The organism is Halorhabdus utahensis DSM 12940 (genome assembly GCF_000023945.1).
In the GTDB taxonomy this organism is placed as follows: domain Archaea; phylum Halobacteriota; class Halobacteria; order Halobacteriales; family Haloarculaceae; genus Halorhabdus; species Halorhabdus utahensis.
This window is the reverse complement of sequence record NC_013158.1, coordinates 14,985-35,386: the sequence shown is the minus strand read 5'-3', so window position 1 is coordinate 35,386 and position 20,402 is coordinate 14,985. Positions and strand designations below refer to the sequence as shown.

General features: G+C 64.0%; 22 protein-coding genes. 6 read left to right on the top strand and 16 right to left on the bottom strand.

The annotated features are described in order from the left end of the window. Nucleotides 1-5: 5 nt before the first annotated feature. A complete protein-coding gene (gene nirK / locus HUTA_RS00175) occupies nucleotides 6-1,094 on the bottom strand; it encodes a copper-containing nitrite reductase (RefSeq protein WP_012795101.1) in 1,089 nt (362 codons plus the stop codon). A 193-nt stretch (nucleotides 1,095-1,287) separates the two neighbouring features. Here nirK and HUTA_RS00170 point away from each other — a divergent pair, with 193 nt between their 5' ends. From HUTA_RS00170 to HUTA_RS00160, 3 genes are read left to right on the top strand one after another with little or no spacing between them, the layout of a single operon-like run. Continuing rightward, entirely contained in the window at nucleotides 1,288-1,521 is a 234-nt protein-coding gene (locus tag HUTA_RS00170) for a DUF2249 domain-containing protein (RefSeq protein WP_012795100.1), read from the top strand. A 48-nt stretch (nucleotides 1,522-1,569) separates the two neighbouring features. Continuing rightward, entirely contained in the window at nucleotides 1,570-2,346 is a 777-nt protein-coding gene (locus tag HUTA_RS00165) for an MOSC domain-containing protein (protein WP_012795099.1), read from the top strand. Between the two features lie 59 nt (nucleotides 2,347-2,405). After that, the gene (locus HUTA_RS00160) at nucleotides 2,406-2,639 is read left to right on the top strand and encodes a DUF2249 domain-containing protein (RefSeq protein WP_049941380.1); all 234 of its coding nucleotides are present in this window, start codon (nucleotides 2,406-2,408) and stop codon (nucleotides 2,637-2,639) included. A 51-nt stretch (nucleotides 2,640-2,690) separates the two neighbouring features. On the opposite strand, the gene HUTA_RS00155 is transcribed toward HUTA_RS00160, so the two are convergent. From HUTA_RS00155 to HUTA_RS00100, 12 genes are all read right to left on the bottom strand, one after another. Next, nucleotides 2,691-3,809 carry a TIGR04053 family radical SAM/SPASM domain-containing protein gene (locus tag HUTA_RS00155; protein ID WP_012795097.1) on the bottom strand — a complete coding sequence of 373 codons (1,119 nt, stop codon included), beginning with the start codon at nucleotides 3,807-3,809 and terminating at the stop codon, nucleotides 2,691-2,693. A 135-nt stretch (nucleotides 3,810-3,944) separates the two neighbouring features. Then, complete coding sequence (locus HUTA_RS00150; RefSeq protein ID WP_012795096.1) at nucleotides 3,945-4,196, bottom strand: hypothetical protein; 252 nt, start codon at nucleotides 4,194-4,196, stop codon at nucleotides 3,945-3,947. Between the two features lie 36 nt (nucleotides 4,197-4,232). Then, on the bottom strand, nucleotides 4,233-5,027 hold the full coding sequence (locus HUTA_RS00145; RefSeq protein ID WP_012795095.1) for a HEAT repeat domain-containing protein: 795 nt from the start codon (nucleotides 5,025-5,027) through the stop codon (nucleotides 4,233-4,235). Then, entirely contained in the window at nucleotides 5,020-5,889 is an 870-nt protein-coding gene (locus HUTA_RS00140) for a hypothetical protein (RefSeq protein WP_012795094.1), read from the bottom strand. Before HUTA_RS00140 ends, HUTA_RS00145 begins: the two co-directional genes overlap by 8 nt. Continuing rightward, entirely contained in the window at nucleotides 5,889-6,623 is a 735-nt protein-coding gene (locus HUTA_RS00135) for a molecular chaperone TorD family protein (RefSeq protein ID WP_012795093.1), read from the bottom strand. The genes HUTA_RS00140 and HUTA_RS00135 overlap by 1 nt, the downstream gene beginning before the upstream one ends. Then, nucleotides 6,620-7,471, bottom strand: coding sequence for an ethylbenzene dehydrogenase-related protein (locus HUTA_RS00130; RefSeq protein ID WP_012795092.1), 852 nt, complete (start codon nucleotides 7,469-7,471; stop codon nucleotides 6,620-6,622). Before HUTA_RS00130 ends, HUTA_RS00135 begins: the two co-directional genes overlap by 4 nt. 52 nt (nucleotides 7,472-7,523) lie before the next feature. Continuing rightward, a complete protein-coding gene (narH, locus tag HUTA_RS00125) occupies nucleotides 7,524-8,573 on the bottom strand; it encodes a nitrate reductase subunit beta (protein ID WP_012795091.1) in 1,050 nt (349 codons plus the stop codon). Then, nucleotides 8,573-11,428: a nitrate reductase subunit alpha gene (locus tag HUTA_RS00120; protein ID WP_012795090.1), complete on the bottom strand. Its 2,856-nt coding sequence runs from the start codon at nucleotides 11,426-11,428 to the stop codon at nucleotides 8,573-8,575. Before HUTA_RS00120 ends, narH begins: the two co-directional genes overlap by 1 nt. After that, nucleotides 11,425-11,610, bottom strand: coding sequence for a hypothetical protein (locus tag HUTA_RS00115; protein WP_012795089.1), 186 nt, complete (start codon nucleotides 11,608-11,610; stop codon nucleotides 11,425-11,427). Before HUTA_RS00115 ends, HUTA_RS00120 begins: the two co-directional genes overlap by 4 nt. Then, a complete protein-coding gene (locus HUTA_RS00110; RefSeq protein WP_012795088.1) occupies nucleotides 11,603-13,021 on the bottom strand; it encodes a cytochrome b in 1,419 nt (472 codons plus the stop codon). The genes HUTA_RS00115 and HUTA_RS00110 overlap by 8 nt, the downstream gene beginning before the upstream one ends. Beyond that, entirely contained in the window at nucleotides 13,021-13,650 is a 630-nt protein-coding gene (locus HUTA_RS00105) for a QcrA and Rieske domain-containing protein (RefSeq protein WP_012795087.1), read from the bottom strand. The genes HUTA_RS00110 and HUTA_RS00105 overlap by 1 nt, the downstream gene beginning before the upstream one ends. Beyond that, nucleotides 13,643-14,218 (bottom strand): hypothetical protein, encoded by a 576-nt coding sequence (locus HUTA_RS00100; protein WP_012795086.1) that lies wholly within the window; start codon nucleotides 14,216-14,218, stop codon nucleotides 13,643-13,645. Before HUTA_RS00100 ends, HUTA_RS00105 begins: the two co-directional genes overlap by 8 nt. Before the next feature lie 237 nt (nucleotides 14,219-14,455). Between HUTA_RS00100 and HUTA_RS00095 the strand changes: the two genes are divergently transcribed. Further along, nucleotides 14,456-15,142 carry a helix-turn-helix domain-containing protein gene (locus HUTA_RS00095; RefSeq protein ID WP_012795085.1) on the top strand — a complete coding sequence of 229 codons (687 nt, stop codon included), beginning with the start codon at nucleotides 14,456-14,458 and terminating at the stop codon, nucleotides 15,140-15,142. Nucleotides 15,143-15,161: 19 nt separating this feature from the next. On the opposite strand, the gene HUTA_RS00090 is transcribed toward HUTA_RS00095, so the two are convergent. The 3 genes from HUTA_RS00090 to HUTA_RS00080 form a co-directional block, all read right to left on the bottom strand. Beyond that, on the bottom strand, nucleotides 15,162-15,494 hold the full coding sequence (locus HUTA_RS00090; RefSeq protein WP_049941115.1) for a hypothetical protein: 333 nt from the start codon (nucleotides 15,492-15,494) through the stop codon (nucleotides 15,162-15,164). Nucleotides 15,495-15,645: 151 nt separating this feature from the next. Further along, on the bottom strand, nucleotides 15,646-16,131 hold the full coding sequence (gene moaC / locus HUTA_RS00085; RefSeq protein WP_012795084.1) for a cyclic pyranopterin monophosphate synthase MoaC: 486 nt from the start codon (nucleotides 16,129-16,131) through the stop codon (nucleotides 15,646-15,648). A 75-nt stretch (nucleotides 16,132-16,206) separates the two neighbouring features. Continuing rightward, nucleotides 16,207-16,485 (bottom strand): ubiquitin-like small modifier protein 1, encoded by a 279-nt coding sequence (locus tag HUTA_RS00080; RefSeq protein WP_012795083.1) that lies wholly within the window; start codon nucleotides 16,483-16,485, stop codon nucleotides 16,207-16,209. A gap of 272 nt (nucleotides 16,486-16,757) precedes the next feature. On the opposite strand from HUTA_RS00080, the gene HUTA_RS00075 reads away from it, so the two are divergent. Together HUTA_RS00075 and HUTA_RS00070 are read left to right on the top strand one after the other, a co-directional pair. Continuing rightward, a complete protein-coding gene (locus HUTA_RS00075; RefSeq protein ID WP_012795082.1) occupies nucleotides 16,758-18,692 on the top strand; it encodes an ATPase, T2SS/T4P/T4SS family in 1,935 nt (644 codons plus the stop codon). After that, nucleotides 18,692-20,398 (top strand): type II secretion system F family protein, encoded by a 1,707-nt coding sequence (locus HUTA_RS00070; RefSeq protein WP_012795081.1) that lies wholly within the window; start codon nucleotides 18,692-18,694, stop codon nucleotides 20,396-20,398. Before HUTA_RS00075 ends, HUTA_RS00070 begins: the two co-directional genes overlap by 1 nt. Nucleotides 20,399-20,402: the final 4 nt, after the last annotated feature.

Below are 20,402 nucleotides of genomic sequence, written 5' to 3'. Positions count from 1 at the left end.
GAGCGTCAGTCCGGATCGGGATCAAAGAGATCAGGACGGGCGTCGCCCTCGGCTTCGACGACGGCCAGGAGCCCTTTCCGGGCGACCCGCGAGAGGGCGTGATCGACGAGTTTCACCGGGCCGGGGACCTCGAAGTGCATCGTCGCGATGGTCGCCGAGCCGGGCATGACGGGCGTCGTCTGGATGTTTCGATGGGGCGGCCCCCCGATCCCACCCTGGGGATGGACTTCGTCCCAGACACACCCGATCGGGTGGAAACTCGACGTGAGGTTTGGACCACCGTTGACGAAGTACACGCGGGCGGTGTCGCCGACGTCGACGGTTACCGGGCCATACCGATTTTCCGTAATAGCGCGACTCTCACCGTTCATGAGCACGTACGTCGGCTCTTCGGCCGTCATCGCATCCATGTCGAAGTCGTGGTGGCCATCCTGGGATACGTCGCCCGTGGTATAGAGTTCGTTCTGGCCGAAGTAGAGTTCGTGATCGACCTCGGGAAGCCCGTCCTCGGGTTCGACGAGAATGAGACCGTACATCCCCGAGGCGATGTGATAGTCCAAGTTCGGGACGGCACAGTGATAGATGAATGCGCCGGGGTAGGTCGCCTTGAACTGGAAGGTCTCGGTTTCGCCGGGGGCGACCATCGACGCCTCGGCCCCGCCACCTGGCCCCCTGACCGCGTGGAGGTCGATGTTGTGGGGCATCGTGTTGTCCTCGTGGCTGGTGACCGTCATATTCACCGTGTCACCTTTGCGGACCCGGATCAGTGGCCCCGGAACCTGATTGTCGAAGGTCATGTAGGTGTAGGTGACGCCCGGTTCGACCTCGGCGACGAGTTCGCGCGTCTCGAGTTCGACGTTGACTGTCGCCGGCGAGGACCGGTCGATCGGATCAGGGACGTCGGTCGGATCGGCGGCGATACGGTCGACGTCTGTCATCTGGGGATCGTTCATGTGAGGTTCGGTGGGTGACGTATTCTCGGCAGGCTGGTCGTCGGTGTCGCTCGACGCACCACAGCCGGCGAGGGCCGCGGCGCCGCCGACTCCGAGGGCCTGGAGAACGCGCCGTCGTGTGGCGACCGGGATAGATGACATCGGTCTGTGCCTCTATCAAACGTCGTCGACGGCCATCGAAAGGAATTGAGCAGAACATGTTCGTACCGTGGGGCGTCGGATACCAGCGCGAGACCTGGTCGTGTGACACCACTGGGTACGTCAACTCCAGAACGGGAGAAGAGGCGAACAAGTTCGGGAGAGAACGAATACCGGGGAACCCACAAGGAACCCCATGGAGCAACACGCAGAGGCTCACGAGGCAACGCTCGACGCCCGAGAGATCGACGGCGAGCCTTTCGAGGCAATCATGGACGGTCTGGCAACGCTCTCAGAAGATGGATCGTTCCTGCTGATCAATAGCTTTGAACCCGAACCGCTGTACGACGTTCTTCAAGCCCGCGGATTCACCCATGAGACCGAACAGGTCGGTCCACAGAAGTACCACGTCGAGATCCGGCACGCCTGAACGTCGAGGACGCCAAGATTTTCCCCGGATCGTTCCAAGAAAAAAGCGATGGCACGGATCGAGCGACTCCGCGTATTCCCGGTCAAGGGACTCGACGGGATCGATGTCGAAACCGCTCGCGTTCTCAAAGGAGGGACGCTCGAACACGACCGGGAGTATGCACTGTTTGACGCCGACGGCGAGGTCTTCAACGGCAAGCGGACCGATCGAATCCACGAGTTGATGACCGATTTCGAGACGGCGACCGGTGTATTGACGGTCGAAACCCCTGCCGGCGACCAACGAGAGTTCGACCTCGACGTGGAGGATGATCGTCGGCAGGCGGAGTCGTGGTTCGGCGAGTTTTTCGAGGCCGACCTGACGCTACGCCGGGACGAGTCCCTGGGATTCGTCGACCGCCGGGACATGGGGCCGTCGGTCGTCTCCACGGCGACCCTAGAGGCAGTCGCGTCGTGGTTCGACGAGTTGACAGTCGAGAGTGTGCGCCGCAGACTCCGGGCCAACGTCGAAGTTTCCGGCGTGCCCGCGTTCTGGGAGGATCGCTTCGTCGGCGACGAGGCCCCCATTTTCGAGGCGGGCGGCGTCCGATTCGACGGCGTGACGCCGTGCGGGAGATGTGTCGTTCCCGAGCGCGATCCCGACACCGGCGAGCCGACCCCCGCGTTCCGCGAACGGTTCGTCGAAATGCGCGAGCAGACCTTCCCCGACTGGGCCGACGAAGACGCGTTCGATCACTATTATACGCTGATGCTCATCGCGTCGATTCCAAAGTCCGACAGGGAATCGGAGATCGCGGTCGGCGACCCGGTCAAGGTCGTCGGATGACGACCGGCGGAATATGTTCGGGGGAATCGCTTCACGGCCACATCCCAGAAGACGCCTGTATGCCAGCAACCACGCTAGATCTCAGGGACGTGCCGCCGCCGGAGCGCCATCCGAAAATTCACGACGCTTTCGAGGACTTAGAACACGGTGAAGCACTGGAAATCATCAACGACCACGAACCCAAACCGCTGTTTTATGAATTCCAGGCCGAAGTCGACGCCTTCGACGCGGACAACTACGAGGTAGCGTGTCAGGGCGAGGGCAAATTCGTCGCGACGTTGCCGAAGAAGTGACGTACCACGGGGCAGTTTTAAGCGGGCACACACCAATGTCGTCGCTGTTCCTCAGTCCGCGGTTTCCGGAGCTCCATCGGGGAGCGCACCGTCGTAGCCCTCTGGAACGTACGCACAGAGTGGATCGCTCGCCATCGGATCGCCCGTAGTCGCGAACGCTCGCGAGCGACTGCCACCACAGACGAATCGGAACTCACAGGCCCCACACTTCCCGGAGAGTTCATCAGGATCCCGCAGTCGCTCGAAGAGGTCCCCGTTGCGGTAGATGTCGACGACACTCGTCTCGCGGACGTTGCCGGCTGACTGCGGGAGGAAGCCTGACGGGAACACCTCGCCGGTGTGACTGACGAACGCGAAGCCGTTGCCGGCGGTGATTCCCGTCGACCGGTCCCCGCTTGATGAGTGACGCTGCTGCCCCATGGGCGGGCGACCACCTGCTCCATCTTGCCGTCGTTGGAGCGCGACACGTCGGTAGTGCGGCGCTTCGGTCGTCTTGATCCCGAAGTCAGCGTCTCGCTGGACCTCCGCGAGCCACGCCATGACGTCCTCAGCCCGCTCGGGCGAGATCGGATCGAGCACCGTCCCGCGGCCGATCGGGACGAGAAAGAACACCGACCACAGCACCGCGCCCAGATCAGCTACCAGATCGCGGATCGCCGGCAGGTCCTCAACCGTCTCCCCGCAGACCGTCGTGTTGACCTGCAGTGGGAGGCCCTTCTCGCGAGCGGTCCGTGCAGCGGCGATCGTCTGCTCGAAACTCCCCGCTTCCTGGCGGAACCCGTCGTGTGATTCGGCATCCGGGCCGTCCAGGCTGACTGCCATGCGCCGGAGACCAGCGCTGGCGAGCGCCTCGATGCGTTCTGACGTCAGCGAGGCCGTGCCGCTCGGCGTCAGCGTCATTCGAAGGCCCTGGTCGGTGCCGTACTCGACGAGTTCCGTCACGTCGTCCCGGTAGAGCGGATCACCCCCCGAGAGGACGACCAGCTGTTCATCGCCAAACTCGGTCGCGTCAGCGAGCAACTGCTTGCCCTCTGCCGTCGTGAGTTCGTCGGGGTGACGGCGGTCTTCGGCCTCGGCACGGCAGTGTTTGCAGGCTAGATCACACGCCTGGGTGAGCTCCCAGATGAGGACGATCGGGCGTTCACTCGGGTCGATGTCAGTGGGCCGCACGTTTCTCTCCCCCCGGTTGGCCGACCCGTGAGAGTCGATACACAGCGACGGTACGAGTGCTGTGGCGATCCATAGTACCCTGTACGCCTCGCTGTCCAAGTCGACCGTCCCGAACACGTTCGACCTGAATTGACGCTAGGGAAGCGACTCGTCCTCGAACCGACTGACGTCACTCCGTTCGACGTAGAGCGTCTCGACGCCGGGCACGTCTTCGACGGCTCGAAACACGTCGATCATCGCCTCGTGACTCTCGATCCGGTCGGGATCGACGACCAGCCACACGGCCCCCTCACCGACGAACAGCAACTCGACCGGCGTCCCCGCTCCCTCGGGAGTGAGCGTCTCGATCGATCGCCTGACTTCGGCTGAAATGGTGTCGGTTGTCATTGCTCCGTGGTGGTAACCCGTGTTCCGCAGATCGGCTCACAGCTGTGGTGATCGGTCGCGGGTTCCCGATGGATCAGTCCCGTCCGGGGCGGTTCCGCCGGGCGGTCCCGGTATCGAATCGCCCCCATCGAGTGCGTTCGCAGCGGTCTTGGCAACGATCGATTCGTCGTCCGCCCGAAGTTGTGTCAGGGCGTCTTCGGCGTCCGGATGGCCGATCCGACCGAGGAGCTCCGCGACCCACTCCCGAACGCGATCGGACTCGTCGTCAACCAGGCCGAGCAGTTCCGGCAGTACGTCCTCGCCGCGGCCCTTCCACAGCGAGATGACGGCGTTCCGCCGGACAGCGTGGTGCTCATCATCAAGTGCGTCGACGATCCGGTCGGCGTGGCCCTCCCGATCCAGATGATCGAGCGCGACGATCGCCTCCGCTCGAACCCAGGGATCCGGATCCTCCGTTGCCGACCTTACAGCTTCCGGCATCGACTCGGCCAGTTCGCCAAGCGCTTCGACGGCGAACTGACGGACAGTGGCTTCGGGATCGTCCCTCGTGCGATCGGCGAGCGCATCGATCGCCGCCTCGCCCGGATCGCGCCCGGCAAGCGCCAGAGCCGCCCGCTGGCGCTCGGTCGCCGCGTCGGCGTCGAGACGGTCGAGCAGCGCGCACTCGCTCTCGTCGGCCACGGGATCGGTGTCTGCCGCCGCGAAGTCGGCCTCGCTGGCCTGCCCCAACGTCACGTCCGCCCTGCTGGTGGTCACTTCGGGATGGTTGCCCTCCCTCTCGGCCAGATCGTCGGCCTGCGGTGACCGGTGATCGCCGTCGCGCTCAGGCATCGCCGGCACCTCCGGTCGTCGTCTCGACGAGCAAGACGACAGCGAGAACGAACGCCAGCGCACGGGGAAGCGTCGCTGGAATCCCGGCGAACAACAGGAGCCCCGCACCCAGGGCAGCGGCGTGTTGGTGCGTTCGCAACGCGGCACTCGCTGTCGTCGTCAGTCCACCGACGGCGAGTGCCATCAGCGGGAGTGAAGCGCCGACGATCCCACCGGCGACGAGGCCGGTCGCACCGAGCACGAACGGTCCAATCAGGCCCACGGCGACCAGCAACCCGGTACCGAGGGCACCCACGAGATAGTCCGCCCGGTCGCGCACGAGAAAGATCGGCGTGCCGGCGACGCCGATGAGCGTCAACTGGGTTCCCAGCGAACGCGTCGCGGCAGACGCGAACCCGAACGTCCCGGCTAGCGATACTGCGAGTCCACTGATCAGAAGGCCGCCGACCACGACCGGGCCGATACGAATGGGCTCGTTGAACAACCGACCGCCTGTCGCGAGAGCCGTTCCCGCCATGATCGCCACGATGGTAGGAAGATACGCCGGCCGTGCGATCGTCCCGGCCACGCCGAAGACGCCGACGAACGCCAATCCGACTGTCTCGTAGCTCTCTCCGTGACTGATCGCGACCGCGAGCAGCGATCCGGCGCAAGCAAGCGCCGTGAGCGGGACGAGCAACTTCTGGAAGGCAACCAGATCGATCGGACTGCCAGACCGTGCATTGATCGCCAATCGGCTGACGAAAAGCGCGGCCGCCACGAGAACGGCCGGCACCGCAAGCACCGTGCGATCCATCTCGCCGACACCACGTGCAGTCGTCGGGATGCGGGCTAACTCGTCGGCCACGACACGTCCGCTCATCACCAGTTCACCTCGCGTTCATCCGCCGACGGAACAGCGCCGAGACGGTCCGTGAGGTCCGCGTGGTCGGCCGCGACGACGCGCTCCAGGAGCGTCGCCAATTCGGTATAGACCCCGGCGGTGTCCAACTCGACCAGTTCCTCACGTAGCGACGACGTAAAGACGGTCAAATGCCGATCCAGGAGATCCCGGCGGGCGGCCGCGGCGTCGTCCTCGCCGAGCGCCTCCCGGCGGGCGAGGTAGCCGGCGAACTCCAGTTGCAGACCGAGGTTGTCGTGGTGATCGCGTTCGTCCGTATCGACCGAGAGATCGTAGTATTCGTATGCCCGTGCCAGGTCAACGTTGATCGTCTCCCAGGTCGCATCGTCCCGATGACTCGACTCGTACAGCGAGACTGCCGGCCCTTCTTTCTCGACTGACCCGTCCGTCCGGTCGGTGGTCGCAGTCATCCCGAGGGCGAACACGTGATTGTAGCGTGCGCTGAGATCCTGATAGTCCTCCGCTGGGGAGAGGTCCGGCACGGTGACGTCCAATCGTGTTTGGGTGATAGCGTCCCGTATCCCGCTACCGATTCGGCCCGCACCCAGTGCGGCATGGAACGCTTCCGTCGGATGCGCGAAGGCCCGAGCCAGCGTCTGATAGAGAACGCCACGGGCGGCGGGATCAGTTGCAACGTCTCCCGCCTTGAGCTGGGCGTCACGCTGGTCCGTCCCGCCGGTATCTGTCGCGGTCATCCTGACTCGCCCTCCTGACGGGCCTGCCGGACGCTGAGTGCCGTGACCGCAATCACGAGTGCGATCGCGCCGGCGGCGACGGCCCAGAGGATCGTCTGGAACGGCGCGCCGCCGTCCTCGGGCCCGAACGGGAAGTAGTACCACTCGCTGACAGCCTTCTGTCCGGCCCGTTCGCTGTTCTGTCCGTCCCAGACCCCGAGGGCGACGCTGATATCGGCATCAGCAGCCAGCTGCGTTCGGTTCTGGACGGTCGCGTTCAAATCGCGGGCGAACACGACGCTCCATCCCTCCCCGTCCCCGACTGTGCTTCGGGTCGCAGCAGTGCTCATCTCGGGCTGCTCGAAAACTGTCGTCGTCCCGGGCCCGCCGGCAAGCAGTTCCTGGGAGTTGCCCGCGGCCGACCACTGCCAGACATTCACCAGGTTGCTCGCGCTGCCCATCGCGATCGCGGGCTGAGTCGTCGCGTTGACGGGGAACTGGATCGCCGCCATGTCGGCGAACGCGCGTGGCGTGCCTGCCGATCGATCGGCGCTCCGATCGGCCCATCGCAGCCTGACGAACAACTGCTCGGCCGTTGTGGCCGCCGCCACTTCGACTTCCCGAACTGTCGTGTCGTCGGCGTTCGGGACGCCACTGGGTGCACTCGCCAGCGGGATCGTCGCCGCCGGGACGTCACTCCAGCCCTCGGCACCGGGATCGGAAAGCGACTGATCGACGTTCTCGACGGGGATCTCCCGGGCTGGCCGTGCATCGGCGATCAGCGGCGCGAGCGCGGCGCTCGCGACGAGCAACCCGGCGAGCAGGCCGGCGACCAGTAGCGGACGCTTGCCGTGGGTGATGTCAGTCATCGTCAAACGCCGGGAAGCGGAGCTTCCCGAGCTCGACGATGGTTCGCTTCGCTCACGCATCGTCGAACACCTCTAGGCGGTACTGCTGGGCGGGATTCTTGTCCTGAAGGATCTCCATCAGTTCGCTGTGACCGCCGCGTTCGACCTTCGCGCGTTCACGTTCGATCGTGTCCAGCGCATCGTTGACCTGCTCGCCGAACAGCTCTTCGAGGTACGATCGCGGGATCCGATCCACGTCGACGGTCTCGCCGTCCTCGCTATGCTGGGACGGGGCGAACGGCGGGATGTAGTAGACGTTCGGCGTCGTCTGGTACTCCGGATGCAGGGGCAGGGCGACCTCGTATTGCTCGACGAGCTTGTAGATCGGGCCGTCCCGGTCGTCGAGATAGCCCACCAGACGGAGTTGCGTGGTACACTGATCCGCGCAGGCCGGCGGGTGGACCTCGTCGTCGGGGCCTTCGCCCTCAATTCGCGGGTAACAGAAGACGCACTTCTCGGAGCGCTTCGTGACGGCGTTGTAGTAGACCTTCTTGTAGGGACAGCCCTCGACGCAGTAGCGGTAGCCCCGACAGCGCTCCTGATCGACGAGAACGATGCCGTCTTCCTCACGCTTGTAAATGGCCTTGCGGGGGCAGGCCTCCACACAGGAGGGGTGGGTGCAGTGGTTGCAGATCCGGGGCATGTAGAAGTAGTAGTTGTTGGGGTGCTCGCCGGCACCCTGGTCCTCGTCCCAGTTGGGCCCCCACTCGGGATCGACGTTCTCGGGTTCGAGGGCCTTGTCTTCGCCCTCCTTGAGGATGCCCTCGTGATCGAATTCCCAGTTCTCGCCGTAATCCTGCTGGGAGGGAATCTCCCCGACGGAGCGCTGGTTGTGCTCCGCGGACTCCCAGCCGCCGCCTTTCTCCTCCCAGTCGCGGGGATAGCCCGATCCGGGGCGGGTCTCGACGTTGTTCCAGTACATGTACTCGGTGCCCTCCCGCTCGGTCCAGAGTGTCTCGCAGGCGACCGTACAGGTCTGACACCCGATACACTTGTTGAGGTCCATCACCATCGCGACCTGGTGGTCGACACCCTCCGCGATGTCGACATCGTCGTGGGCCATCAGTCGTCACCCCCTTCTTTCGGCCTAATATCACAGCGGACGTCGCTGTTGACCCCGGTCGGGCCCCAGAAGTTCGGGAAGAAATGGAGGTGCTCGCCCGAGTCTTCGGGGTACTGGACGAGCTGGGTGGGTTTCATGTACATCGGGATCAGCGAGTTGAAGTTGTTCCGGCTGGGGTACTGGTAGCGCTCCCAGGCGAAGTAATGCCGGACGGTCCCGGGTTCGCTGGCCGGGTAGAGCTTGGCGTTGGCCTCGATCGTCGCCAGGTCGTTGTAGATCTCGACCGTGTCGCCGTCCTCGATCCCGCGGTGCTTTGCGTCCTCGGGGTGAATGAAGACCACCGGCTCACCCCGGTTCAACTGCAACATTTTTTCGCTGTCGCGCCACGTCGAGTGGATCGACCACCGACCGTGGGGCGTGTTGTACCGCAGGGGGTACTCGCTCTGATCGTTGGTCTCGACCGGGCGCTTGTGCGTCGGGAGTTGCTCGTCGACATCGAGGAACCAGTCGTGATCGATGTAGTACTGCTGGCGACCCGTCAGGGTTGGCCAGGGCTCCTTGTCCTGGACGAAGTCCTTCCAGGGCGCGTAGGCCGTGCCGTCCTCGATGTCGGAGGTCCAGTGGTCGCCCGCGGCCTCGAAGCGCTGGGGCTGGTCGACGGTGTCGGCGAAGGTGATCTCGCCGCCGTCGTCCGGATTGGTCTCCGTGGAGTGTTCGAGGATGGCCTCGCAGGCCGCCCGGTCCTCTTCCAGGGCACCGTCTTCGTCGCTCACCCAGTCCCGGACGTAGTCGTCGTGGACCGACTGGAGGTCGATCTGGCGGTCGAACTTCCGGTCGTCGATCGGGTCGATGTCCCGATCGCGGGCGATTTCCTGGATCTTCGCCGCGAGTTCCCGGAAGATCTGCCAGTCGGACTTGGACTCACCCAGCGGTTCGACCGCGGGCGTAAACGGATGCACGTAGGTGTGCATGTCCGTCATGTTGAGGTCGTGTTTCTCGTAGTGGCTCGCGGCCGGCAGGACGATGTCGGCGTACAGCGCTGTCGAGTCCAGCCGGAAGTTGATGTCCACGACGAGGTCGAGTTTGTCCCAGAGGACCTCCTCGACGGCGACGTTGCCCTTCGCCTGGTTGAAGAAGTTGCCCCGCCAGACGAACATCGTCGAGGGATCGGGTCGGGTGCCGTCCCCGCGCTCCTCGGGGTAGACGGGCATCCAGTCCTTCTCGACGGCCTCCTCGATCTTCCGGCGGGTCTCCGCGTCGGTGTTCTCCAGGATGCCCGCGTGGTAGTAGGTCCACAACGTCGTCGGGACGCCCCGGACGGAACCGGTCGGGAACGAGAGGGTCTTCCAGCCGTTGAACGTCCAGATCTTCTCCTGGCCGACGTAGTGGTCGACGCCGGTGCCGTTCCGCCCGATGTGGCCCGTCAACGTGACGAGCAACTGGATCGCACGGTTGCCCAGGTCGTTGTGATACCAGTCGTTGACGCCCTTGCCGTGGATGATCTTCCCGCGGTCGACGTCGGCGAACTCCCGGGCGATCTTCTGGTGAGTCTCCTTCCCGACGCCGGTCTCGTCGGCGACGTACTCGGGCGTGTAGTTGGCCAGTTCCTCCCGGAGGTTGTTCCAGACCGACGTGACGGCCACCTCGCCGTCGGTCGTCCCGACGGTGTCCTCGACGGCCAGTTGCGGGTCGAAATCGAGTTCGATCGACAAGGAGTCGTCGTACTTGGCCTCGCGTTCACCGAGCGACCCCGGCGCAGCACGCAGGTTGCCCTCCCCGTCCTGCATGACCATGACCTTCTCGGGTTCGTCGGCTGCAACCGAGAGGCCGGGGACCTCGCTCGCCCGGAGGAACTTGCCCGTATCGTTCCGAACGAGCAGTGGCATGTCGGACTGTTCCTTGAGGTGTGCCTCGTCGTAGAGCTCCTCCTCGACGATGGTGCGGGCCATCCCAAGCGCCAGCGCGGTGTCGGTACCGGGATCAGGCGCGATCCACTCGTCGGTGTGGATGGCGGTCTGGGAGTAATCGGAGAAGACGCCGACCCGCTTTGCGCCCTCGTAGCCCGCGTCGAGGAAGTACTTCGCGTCGGGGATGCGCGTGACGTTGATGTTTGACCCCCACGCGATGATGTACTCGGCGTTGTGCCAGTCGGCGCTCTCGGCGTTGTCGGTCTGATGGCCCCAGGTGATCGGCTGGCCCGGCGGGAGGTCCGAATACCAGTCGTAGAAGGAGTGAGAGACGCCGCCGAGCAGGTTGACCAGCCGCGTCCCCGAGGCGAAGCTCACGGGACTCATCGCGGGGATCGGCGTGAACCCGGAAATCGCGTCGTAGCGGCCGTTCTGGATCTCCTCGATGACGTGCTCGGCGATCTCGGTCAGCGCCTCGTCCCAGGAGATGCGCTCCCACTCGCCGGCCCCGCGCTCGCCGGTGCGACGCATCGGGTACTGGACACGCTGTTCGGCGTCGACGTAGTCGTTGTAACAGGCCCCCTTCTGGCAGCCCCGGGGGTTGGGATCGGGGAGACTCTCGTCGAAGGTCGGGTAGTCGTTGGCCTGTTGTTCGCGCCAGACCTGGCCGTTCTTGACGTAGACGTCCCACGAACAGGAGCCGGTGCAGTTGACCGAGTGCGTCGACCGGGCGACCGAATCCCAGTCCCACTCCTCACGGTAGAAGTCCTCCCAGTCGCGGTAGGGATAATTGCCGATCGGATCGTCGACGGTTTCGAGCCCGTCGAGGGCGCGATCGGCGACGGTCAGGCCGGTCGCGCCGACCACGCCGGCCGCGCCGGCACCCAGCAGGAAGTCGCGACGTGAGACGCCGTCTGTACTGTCGTCGGATTGGGTTGGATCACTCATGAGTTATCGATAAAGACGGTTGTAGTTGCGAACGTGGCTCCGATGACGACGAGCGTGACTCCGGCGGCAGTCGTCGGTCCCACTTCCAGGGCCCCAGCGACCAGCGCCAGCCCGCCGAGTTTACTCGCCGTATCCAGGCGTCGGTACGTCCGTCCGGACAGTGCCGACCGGTGCTCACTCATCGTCGGTCACCTCCGGTGGCTCAGTCCTGTCGTCCCCGTCCGGTTGCGCCGCGGTATCGGCCGTCGTCCGCTCGCGGCTGATCGCCCGATGGACGACCCCGAAGGCCGCGATCGGACCGACAATCATCGCGAGCAACAGTGGCAGATTGACGGCCCCGGTCGTCGTCCCCAGCGCCTCGGCCAGCAGGTTGTTCATGCCGGCGATCGAGGCGATCATGACGAAGACGACGCCGGCGACGCCGACCCCGGTCTGGACTGGGCGCTCGAAGGGATCGGCCGTGAAGTGGACGCTATCCCGTCGTCGGTCGATAAAGGGCCAGGCGAAGACGGCCAGGAAGACCAGCGACGGCAGGGCGACCCCACCGAGGAACTCGGCGCTGATCTCGATCGGCCCGAGGTGAAAGCCCAGCGACGACGGAAGGACTTTCAGGAACCCATACAGCCACATGAAAAACCAGTCGGGCATGATTAGCGCGGGCGTGCCCGCAGGGTTGTTCGGGCCGTACTCGGCGATGTTGTGGACGGGCAGGAACCCTGCCAGCGCCGACAGCGTCGCCAGCGTGAGGAAGAAGACGACGGCGCTGACTGCCGTCTGGTTGGGGAACGCCGGCAGCCCGACGACGACGCTGTCGTCCTCACGATCGACGGTCTCGCGGTTGCGGTCGGCGGCGGCTTCGGCGGTTCCCGAATCGACCGGTTTGACGTCGTCCTCCCGCTGTGCCTCCGTGTGTTTCTGTCGGACGAGCAGTCCCATGTGGAGCGCCAGGCCACCGGCGATCAGGATGGGGATGACAAAGACGTGCAGGAAATAGAGGCGGGGGATGGTCGCGCTGGAAGGGAAGTCCCCGCCGAAGACGATGGCGGCGATCGGGTCGCCGAGGATCGGGATCGAGCCGGCGATGTTGTAGCCGATCCCGGTCGCCGTCGAGGCGAACTCGTCGAAGGGCAGCGCGTAGCCGGTGTATGCCGCACCCATCGCGAGGATCGCGAGCGTCGTCCCGACGACCCAGTTGATCTCACGCGGGTTGCGGTAGGCCCCGTGGAAGAACACCCGCAGCATATGCAGGCCGATCGAGGCGACGAACAGGTGGGCCGCCCAGTGGTGGAACCGGCGGATGAACATGCCGAAGGGCACGTCGTAGGTCAGCTGGAGAACGCTTCCGAACGCCGCCGGCAAGGACTCGCCCTGAAACTGGGCGACACTGCCCTCGTAGGTCATCTCCGTGGTCGAGGGCTCATAGAAGAACCCGAGGAAGATGCCGGTGAGGACGAGCATGACGAACGAGAACAGCGCAACCTCACCGAGCAGGAACGAGTCCTCCGCCGGGAAGGCCTTCCCCATGAACTGCTCGGCCTCGTCCAGATCGAGACGATCGTCGAACCACGCGTAGACGCGCTGACTTCGCGACATCACTCACCCCCCGCGCCGACGTGGCCGTCGAAGTCGCCCGTCGCGATCAGATGGCCCTCACTCGCGAGCGTGATCGGGAGTTGTGGAAGCGGCCGGGGCGGGGGCCCGCCCGTGACGGCGGCGCCGTTCGTGGGGTCGAACTTCCCGTAGTGACACGGACAGACGAGCGTCTCCCCCTCCCGGTCGGACACCGTACAGCCCGCGTGCGTACAGATCTTCGAATACGCGGCGTAGCCATCGACGGTGTAGGCGAGTTCGGTCCCACCACCGTACTCCGTCTCGGGAAAGCGAACGAGCAGCGTCGGCGCGTCCCCGATGCCCGGTCGGGGCTCGGGGAACACCGTCAGTTGCTCGCCCTCCTCGAGGCGATCCGGCGTGATCCGGTTGCCCTCGCCGTCGACCAGCGGGATGCTCTCGCCGTAGATCGGCCCCGTATAGGTACGCTGAAAGACCTGCTGAAGGCCGGCAAGCGGTGCAGCGAGGCTGGCCAGGCCGGTGAGTCCGCCCGCAGTCGCCAGGAGCTTGGCGATGTCACGCCGCTGGAGTTCGGCCCGGTCGTCATCGAAGAGGCTGGGTCGGACGGGACCGGAGGCCTCACCGTCGTGGTCGCAGGGGCACTCGTCACTCACCGTGACCCCTCCGTTCAGCCACCGCAACGTGGGGCATGAACCAGGCGTAATAGGCAACCGTAAGCGTGGCCAGCGACAGGAACAGCCCGGTCGCGTACAGTCCGAAGTACTGGGTGCGCGCCAGGGTGAGATACTCGCCAGTGAACAACGCGGCACAGACGATCGAAAGTATCGTCAGGCCGGCCATCGCAACCAGCCCCTCGATCGAATCAGGCGCGTCCTCGTAGGCGACAATCCATCGGTCTTCGGTCTCCAGCCAGGGGAGCATCCCGTCCGAGGCCGATGGGGAATCACCCGGATCGGACCGTCGCACTGCCCGATTCATGAACCGATGGGCACCGGCCAGGACACCGACGAGGGCAAACAGCGCGATCCAGACGATCACCCCGACCTGGCTCGGCGAAAGTTTGTTCGGCGTATCGATCAGACTCTCCAGCGGGTGCATCTCGGAGACGCTCTGATCGATCGCGATCTCTTCTGCGGGCGGCTCGCCGTGTAACGCCACGAACCACATTGGCAGCAAAACGGCGAGCACGACGATGGCGATAACGAGTGTGGACCGTCTCATAGTGATCACTGTGTACTGACGCGTCCCACGGCCGACCACCGGGGTTGGCCGGGTGAAGACGCCGGTCCCCTAGATAATGATGGGCACTCTCCAAAGAGCTAGAACCTCAACGCTGAGGGGTTTTATGTTGAAAGTTTGTAAAATATATTCGGGACGACCTTTAAGTCTCTCTGCGGGAGCAGAGCCGAACCAGTTCGGCCCAAACAGGTTACCGATCCACCGCCCGTATGTACACCAATGGAGGGTATTCGGGCGAAACTCGTCATCGAGGAACCACCCCAGTGTGACGTCGCGGCTGTGTCCCGGGACTGTGGACCAGTGGCATCGGTGTCACGGAGCGCCGTCCCGGACGAGGATGGGCGGGTCCACGACGAGTTCACTGTCCGCGAGGGCGATTGTCCGGACACGCTGGGTGACGCCACAGCGATCTTTCAGGATGATCGCCGGACGATCTATCGGCTGGCGCGATCCCGTGGCCAGGGCTGTGCTTGTGAATGTATCGAGCGAGAAGGCTGTACCGTTCGAGACGTACAGGTCGTCGACGGAACGCTGTTCGTGACCGTCCTTGCCGCCGATCTCGATGGCATCAGAGCCATTGTCTCAACACTTCGAGAATCCCGTGATGGCGTCCAGGTAGGAACACTCGTCCGAGCCCCGCCGGAGAGCGAATCGGGGCCGCTGTGGGTCACTGATCCTGGCGAATTGACGGCCCGCCAACGGGAAGTCTTAGAGACTGCATACGAAATGGGTTACTTCGAATATCCACGGAACGCCACTGCTGAAGCGGTCGCAACGGAACTTGACGTCGCGACGCCGACGTTCACCGAACATCTGGCGGCCGCCCAGCGCAATCTCCTGGAAGGGTTCCTGGACGGGTCAGATAACCAGTCCGACACGACCATCCAATCAAGTCACGGACAATAACCACGCGACACTGCGATACTTAATGCTCAAGTGATGTAACCTGCTTTTGGATGTCGTCACCAGTCGCCTCCATTGTTTCCGCACAGCGGTCGACACCGAACAACGTCGCTACGTCCCCTGCGAGTGTCTGGTCGTCACGTTCGGCGGCCACCTCGAGTGCGGCCAGCGGCCCCGCGAGAAGCCGGCCGGTTAATTGCTCACTGAGCGCTTCCAGTTCTTCGTGATAGCGTCCGTCGAGTTTTGCGGTCGCGACGGCAACTTCTCGGCGTTTCGTCTGCTCGGCACGATTACGAACCCGGCGGGCAATCACGTCCGGATCGACCGCTGTATCATCTCCCGTCGCTCCCGACATGGACGAAGCCACGGGACTCATCGTGAAAGACCTTGCAGCGAACATCTTCGCCACATCGTGGACTGTCGCCTCGGACAGGGGCAGTTCTCGACGCGCTGGTGGCCCCACAAAGAATCTGCCATCCTGGCGCAGCGATCAATCCCAATGCTGGTTACTCTGACTCACTTGCTTGTTGGACTGTCTTTTCGACAACGGTTGCGTCTCGGATCGCCGTCTCAGGATAGGATCCGTCGTCGTCCTTTTCAGCGGCCTTGACCATATCCCAGACGACGTTCAGACCCGTGGTGACGCCCTCTAGGGCCTCCATCTCACACCCAGTCTGCCCGATCGTCTCGACAGTTACCCGGAGTTGTACCGCGTCCTCGCCGACAGTGAAGTCCGTTGTCACGTTCGTGATCGGAATCTGGTGGCACAGCGGGATTGTCTCCCAGGTGTGTTTGACGGCCTGGATCGCCCCGACGCGTGCGGTCGCGAGAACGTTTCCCTTTCCGATCTCGTCTTCGCGGATCGCCTCGATGGTCGAGTCACTGAGCTCAATCGCTCCCGTGGCGACCGCCCGACGCTTCGACGCCGGCTTGTCACTGATGTCCACCATATCAGCCGCGCCATCATCGACGTGCGTAAACTCCTCTCCCATGGGCGATCGGTCGGTCCTCGGCAAGTTGTAGGTTCCGGGATCGCCCGTGGGCCCGACCGGACGAAACCAAAGCGATCAGCCGCCGCTCAACGGGGGTAACAACGCAAGTTCGTCACCGTCAGCCAGCTCACGATCAGATGCCAGGGGCTCATCGATACGAACGCCATTGTGAACGACGCTGATGTGCGCCCGGAGTTCGTTCCCGTCAAGCGCGTCCGTTTCGAGTGTGGGATACTCCTCAAGGAGTTCCTCGAGCGCGTCAGCGACTGTCCCGTCCGTCCCAACTGCAACCTGCACCTCCGCCTGCCCGGCGGCCTCCCGAAGCGTCGCGAACAACTTCCAGGAAACGTCCATACGAATCGAATGAGCAGCGACAGAAAAGAACGTTCCGGGCGGGATCCTCTGTATCACATTCCGTCAAATGCGTTGATTCTCGACGCTTTCTCGGGAAGATGCAACGAGAGATCGCGCGTAATCGTCCAGTATATCGATGGGCTGGTCAGCACGAAGTGTGGCCTCCTCACGCAGATCGGACGCCGACCCGCTGGCTGTAGCAGATTGCCAGTCCATCCGATGGCTCGACCCTGTCGCGTGCGTTTATATTCGAGTGGGCAGCCATCCCCTGCATGTCAGACACTGCCGCCGGATCGTCGGCCACGGAACTCGCCCGGAAGCTGGGGCTCGAAACCCTGCTGGAGGTGCTACAGCAGAAGCGTTCGGACGCGTGTGACTGTGTGCCGGAAGAAGCTGGCAATCAGTTACGTCTCGACGCAAGCGAGTGTGACGGTGATCTCGAGGCGTCGCCGGACTGTCGAGAAACCGTCGTGCGTAATCTCGTTGCCGGTCCGGCTGATGAAATCCTGGTCCAGTCGAACGGTTGTCGGCACCGCTATCGAAACAACGCAGCCGCCCTCCTGTCGGCTGCGGGCCGGTTTATCAACCTCCTCGGGGATCGAGAGCGGGCCATCGAACAGCGGGTTGTAACAGAGCCCCTCGCGGTGGCTTCGGAACTCCGTGAACGAGTCGATCCGATCGCGGACGTCGGCGTCGAATCCGGACTGCTCGAAACAGCGGCGCAGATCGACAGCGTGAGCGAGGTACTCACGCCCGAGATCGGCCTCACAATCGGCCACTATTTCGTCGACCAATCCGTCGATGATGACTCCCGACTCCAGCAAGTCATCGACCTCGACACCGGCACTGAGGCCCGGATCTACGCGCGTTCGGACGCGATTCCGCGGTACGCACTCGATATGGCCGAACTCAGGCTGTCCGAACCGGAGCGGGAAAGACTGCTGGATGGATACGATCGGATTGCAAACGGCGATATCACGGGCGAAAGAGCTTCAACACACGCGATCCAGGCAGCGAGCGACGGTAGCGTGGATCCGCTGTTGACGTCGATCCTTCGGAAGCACACCCAGGGGTATGGCATTCTCGAGGACCTCTTTGCCGACCCCCAGATAACTGACGTATACGTTACCGCACCGGTCTCACGGAATCCGCTCAGAATTCTCAGAGATGGCGAATCGATGTCCACAAATGTATTTTTGAGTGCCGACGGTGCGGCCGCCCTCGCGTCACGGATCAGGCGAACGAGTGGCCGGGCGTTCTCGCGTGCAACGCCGACCGTGGATGCGAAAGCGACCCTAGATAGTGAGACTGACGTCCGGGTGGCCGGGGTGACCAAACCAGTCTCCGACGGGATCGCGTTCGCGTTCAGACAGCAGGCCAGCGACCGGTTCACGCTGCCGAAACTTGTCCAGAACGGGACAGTCACTCCGGACGTGGCCGGGTTCCTGTCAGTGGCAGTCGAGGGCAACGCTGCAACGCTCATCGCCGGCACGCGCGGGGCTGGAAAGACGACACTCCTTGGCACATTGCTGTATGAACTCACAGCAGACACGCGAACTGTCGTGATCGAGGATACGCCGGAGTTGCCGGTCGAATCGTTGCAGTCTGTCGGACGGGACGTCCAGGCACTCCGAACCGGCACCAGTCACGGGCCGGAGGTGACGCCCTCGGGGGCACTCCGAACGGCGCTTCGACTCGGTGATGGTGCCCTCGTCGTCGGCGAGATCCGTGGTGAAGAGGCCCAGGTACTGTACGAAGCCATGCGGATCGGCGCGAACGCCAACGCCGTCCTCGGCACGATCCACGGCGACGGGGCGACGGACGTCTACGAGCGCGTAGTTTCAGATCTCGGTGTGGATCCGTCGTCGTTCGCCGTGACCGATCTGGTGGTCACGATCCAATCTTTGCCGACGCCGCAGGGCCGTGATCGCCGAGTGTCACGCATCGAGGAGGTAGTCTACGACGGAAGTGACGTTCGGTTCGAGCCGCTCTACGAGAGCGACGGCACCGCCGCACGACCGACCGGCCGGATCGACCAGGGAGAGAGTCGGTTCATCCATCAGTTATCCGATCCCGGCGAAGCCTACGCCGACATCCGGGAATCGATGGCCGAGCGAGCCGACCGTCTCGGACGGCTCGCGAGGGACGGCCGAACTGATCCGACGGAGGTCGCCGGCGCGTACGCCGGACGGATCCGAGCTGACTGATGTCGATTGGATCGACGATCCTGGGTGGGCTTGCTCGGTTGTATCCGTTCGAGGTCGAGGCAAGTGACGCCCTCGCAGATTCAGTGACGTTTCTCGATGTGAGTTACGAGCCCGAAACCTACGTCAGCGCCGGTTTCGGTGGCGGGATCGTCGGTGGGTTCCTCCCGGTCATGCTCACAGCGTGGCTACCATGGTACGTCGTTGTCGTCACCTCGCTGAGTTGCTCGCTGGCGTCCATCCACGGGATTCAGTCACTCCCGCACGTGCAGGCGGCGTTCAAGCGAACCGAAGCGCTCGGCGACGCACCGAACTTGATCGGGCGAGCAGTCCTGCGAATGCAGATCGAGCCCGCGACCGAATCAGCCGTCAGATTCGCCGCCGATACCGGATCGAGTTCACTCGCGGCGAATCTGTCGACGCACATCGATGCTGCCGTCGGCACACCACGAACCGGGCTGTTGTCCTTCGCCGAGGAATGGTCCGACCGGTTTCCGGCGATGCAGCGGTCAGCGTACTTGCTTGCGAGTGCACAGCAGGCACCAGCCGGTGAACGTGCCCGAACGCTGGATCGATCGCTTGGGGCCGTTCTCGATGGAACGCGAGATCGGATGGCCGAGTTCACGAACGCCATTCGCGGGCCGACGACGATCCTGTACGCGTTTGGGGTGATGATCCCGCTGGCGCTTGTCGCGCTTCTCCCGGCGCTTGGGTTCGTTGGCTACGAGATCAGTATCTGGTATCTCGTCGTCGGGTACGACATCGTCTTGCCGATCACACTGACCGGGGCGTGCCTCTGGTTGCTCGTCCGTCGACCGATCGCGTTTCCCCCACCGAAGGTGACCCGGTCCCATCCGGACGTCCCATCGCGGTTTCTTCCCACGCTGCTGTGGGGGGCTATCGGCGTCCTCGCGGGGTTTTCACTCGTGAACGTCCTGGGAGTCGCGCATCTGGCACCGGTGGCCTCGGCTGGACTTGGCACTGGTGCCATGTTGATTGCGTACGTCCGCCCGATCCTCCACGTTCGAACGTACATCCGTGACGTCGAGTCGAATCTCACCGACGCGCTGTACCTCACCGGGCGACTTGTCGACGACGGGAAATCCGTCGAAACGGCGATCCAGCGGGCTGGCGATCAGGTTCCGGCCGCGACCGGGGAATTGCTCGAACAAGCAGCCGGACTTCAGCGCCGGCTGCACCTGAGCGTGCACGACGCGTTCCTCGGGGAGTACGGTGTTGTCAGCGACGTTCCAAGTCCACGAGTCCGAGCCACGGTCGAGTTACTCGCGATCGCAGCCGAACAGGGCGCACCGGCCGGACGCGCGATCGTCTCGATGGCCGACCACCTCGACGAACTCCGGGACGTCGAGGCACGGACGAGACGACAGCTCTCGACGATCACCGAAACGATCGACCACACGGCAACCTTCTTCGGCCCGATGGTTGCGGGGGCAACTGTCGGGCTCGCCGGAGGTCTGTCCGGCGATGGGACGACAGCGATCGAGGGCGCAACGACGTTACCGACCGACCAGCTCGGACTCGTGATCGGGGCGTACGTCGTCTCGCTGTCGTTCATCCTGGTACCGCTCTCGGTCGCGCTCGAGGACGGACTCGACAGACCACTCATCGGCTATCGGATCGGTCGGTCACTGGTCGGAGCCGTCACGATCTACGTGCTCACCGTGGTCGCCGTCGGCCTGACGTTCTGAGTGT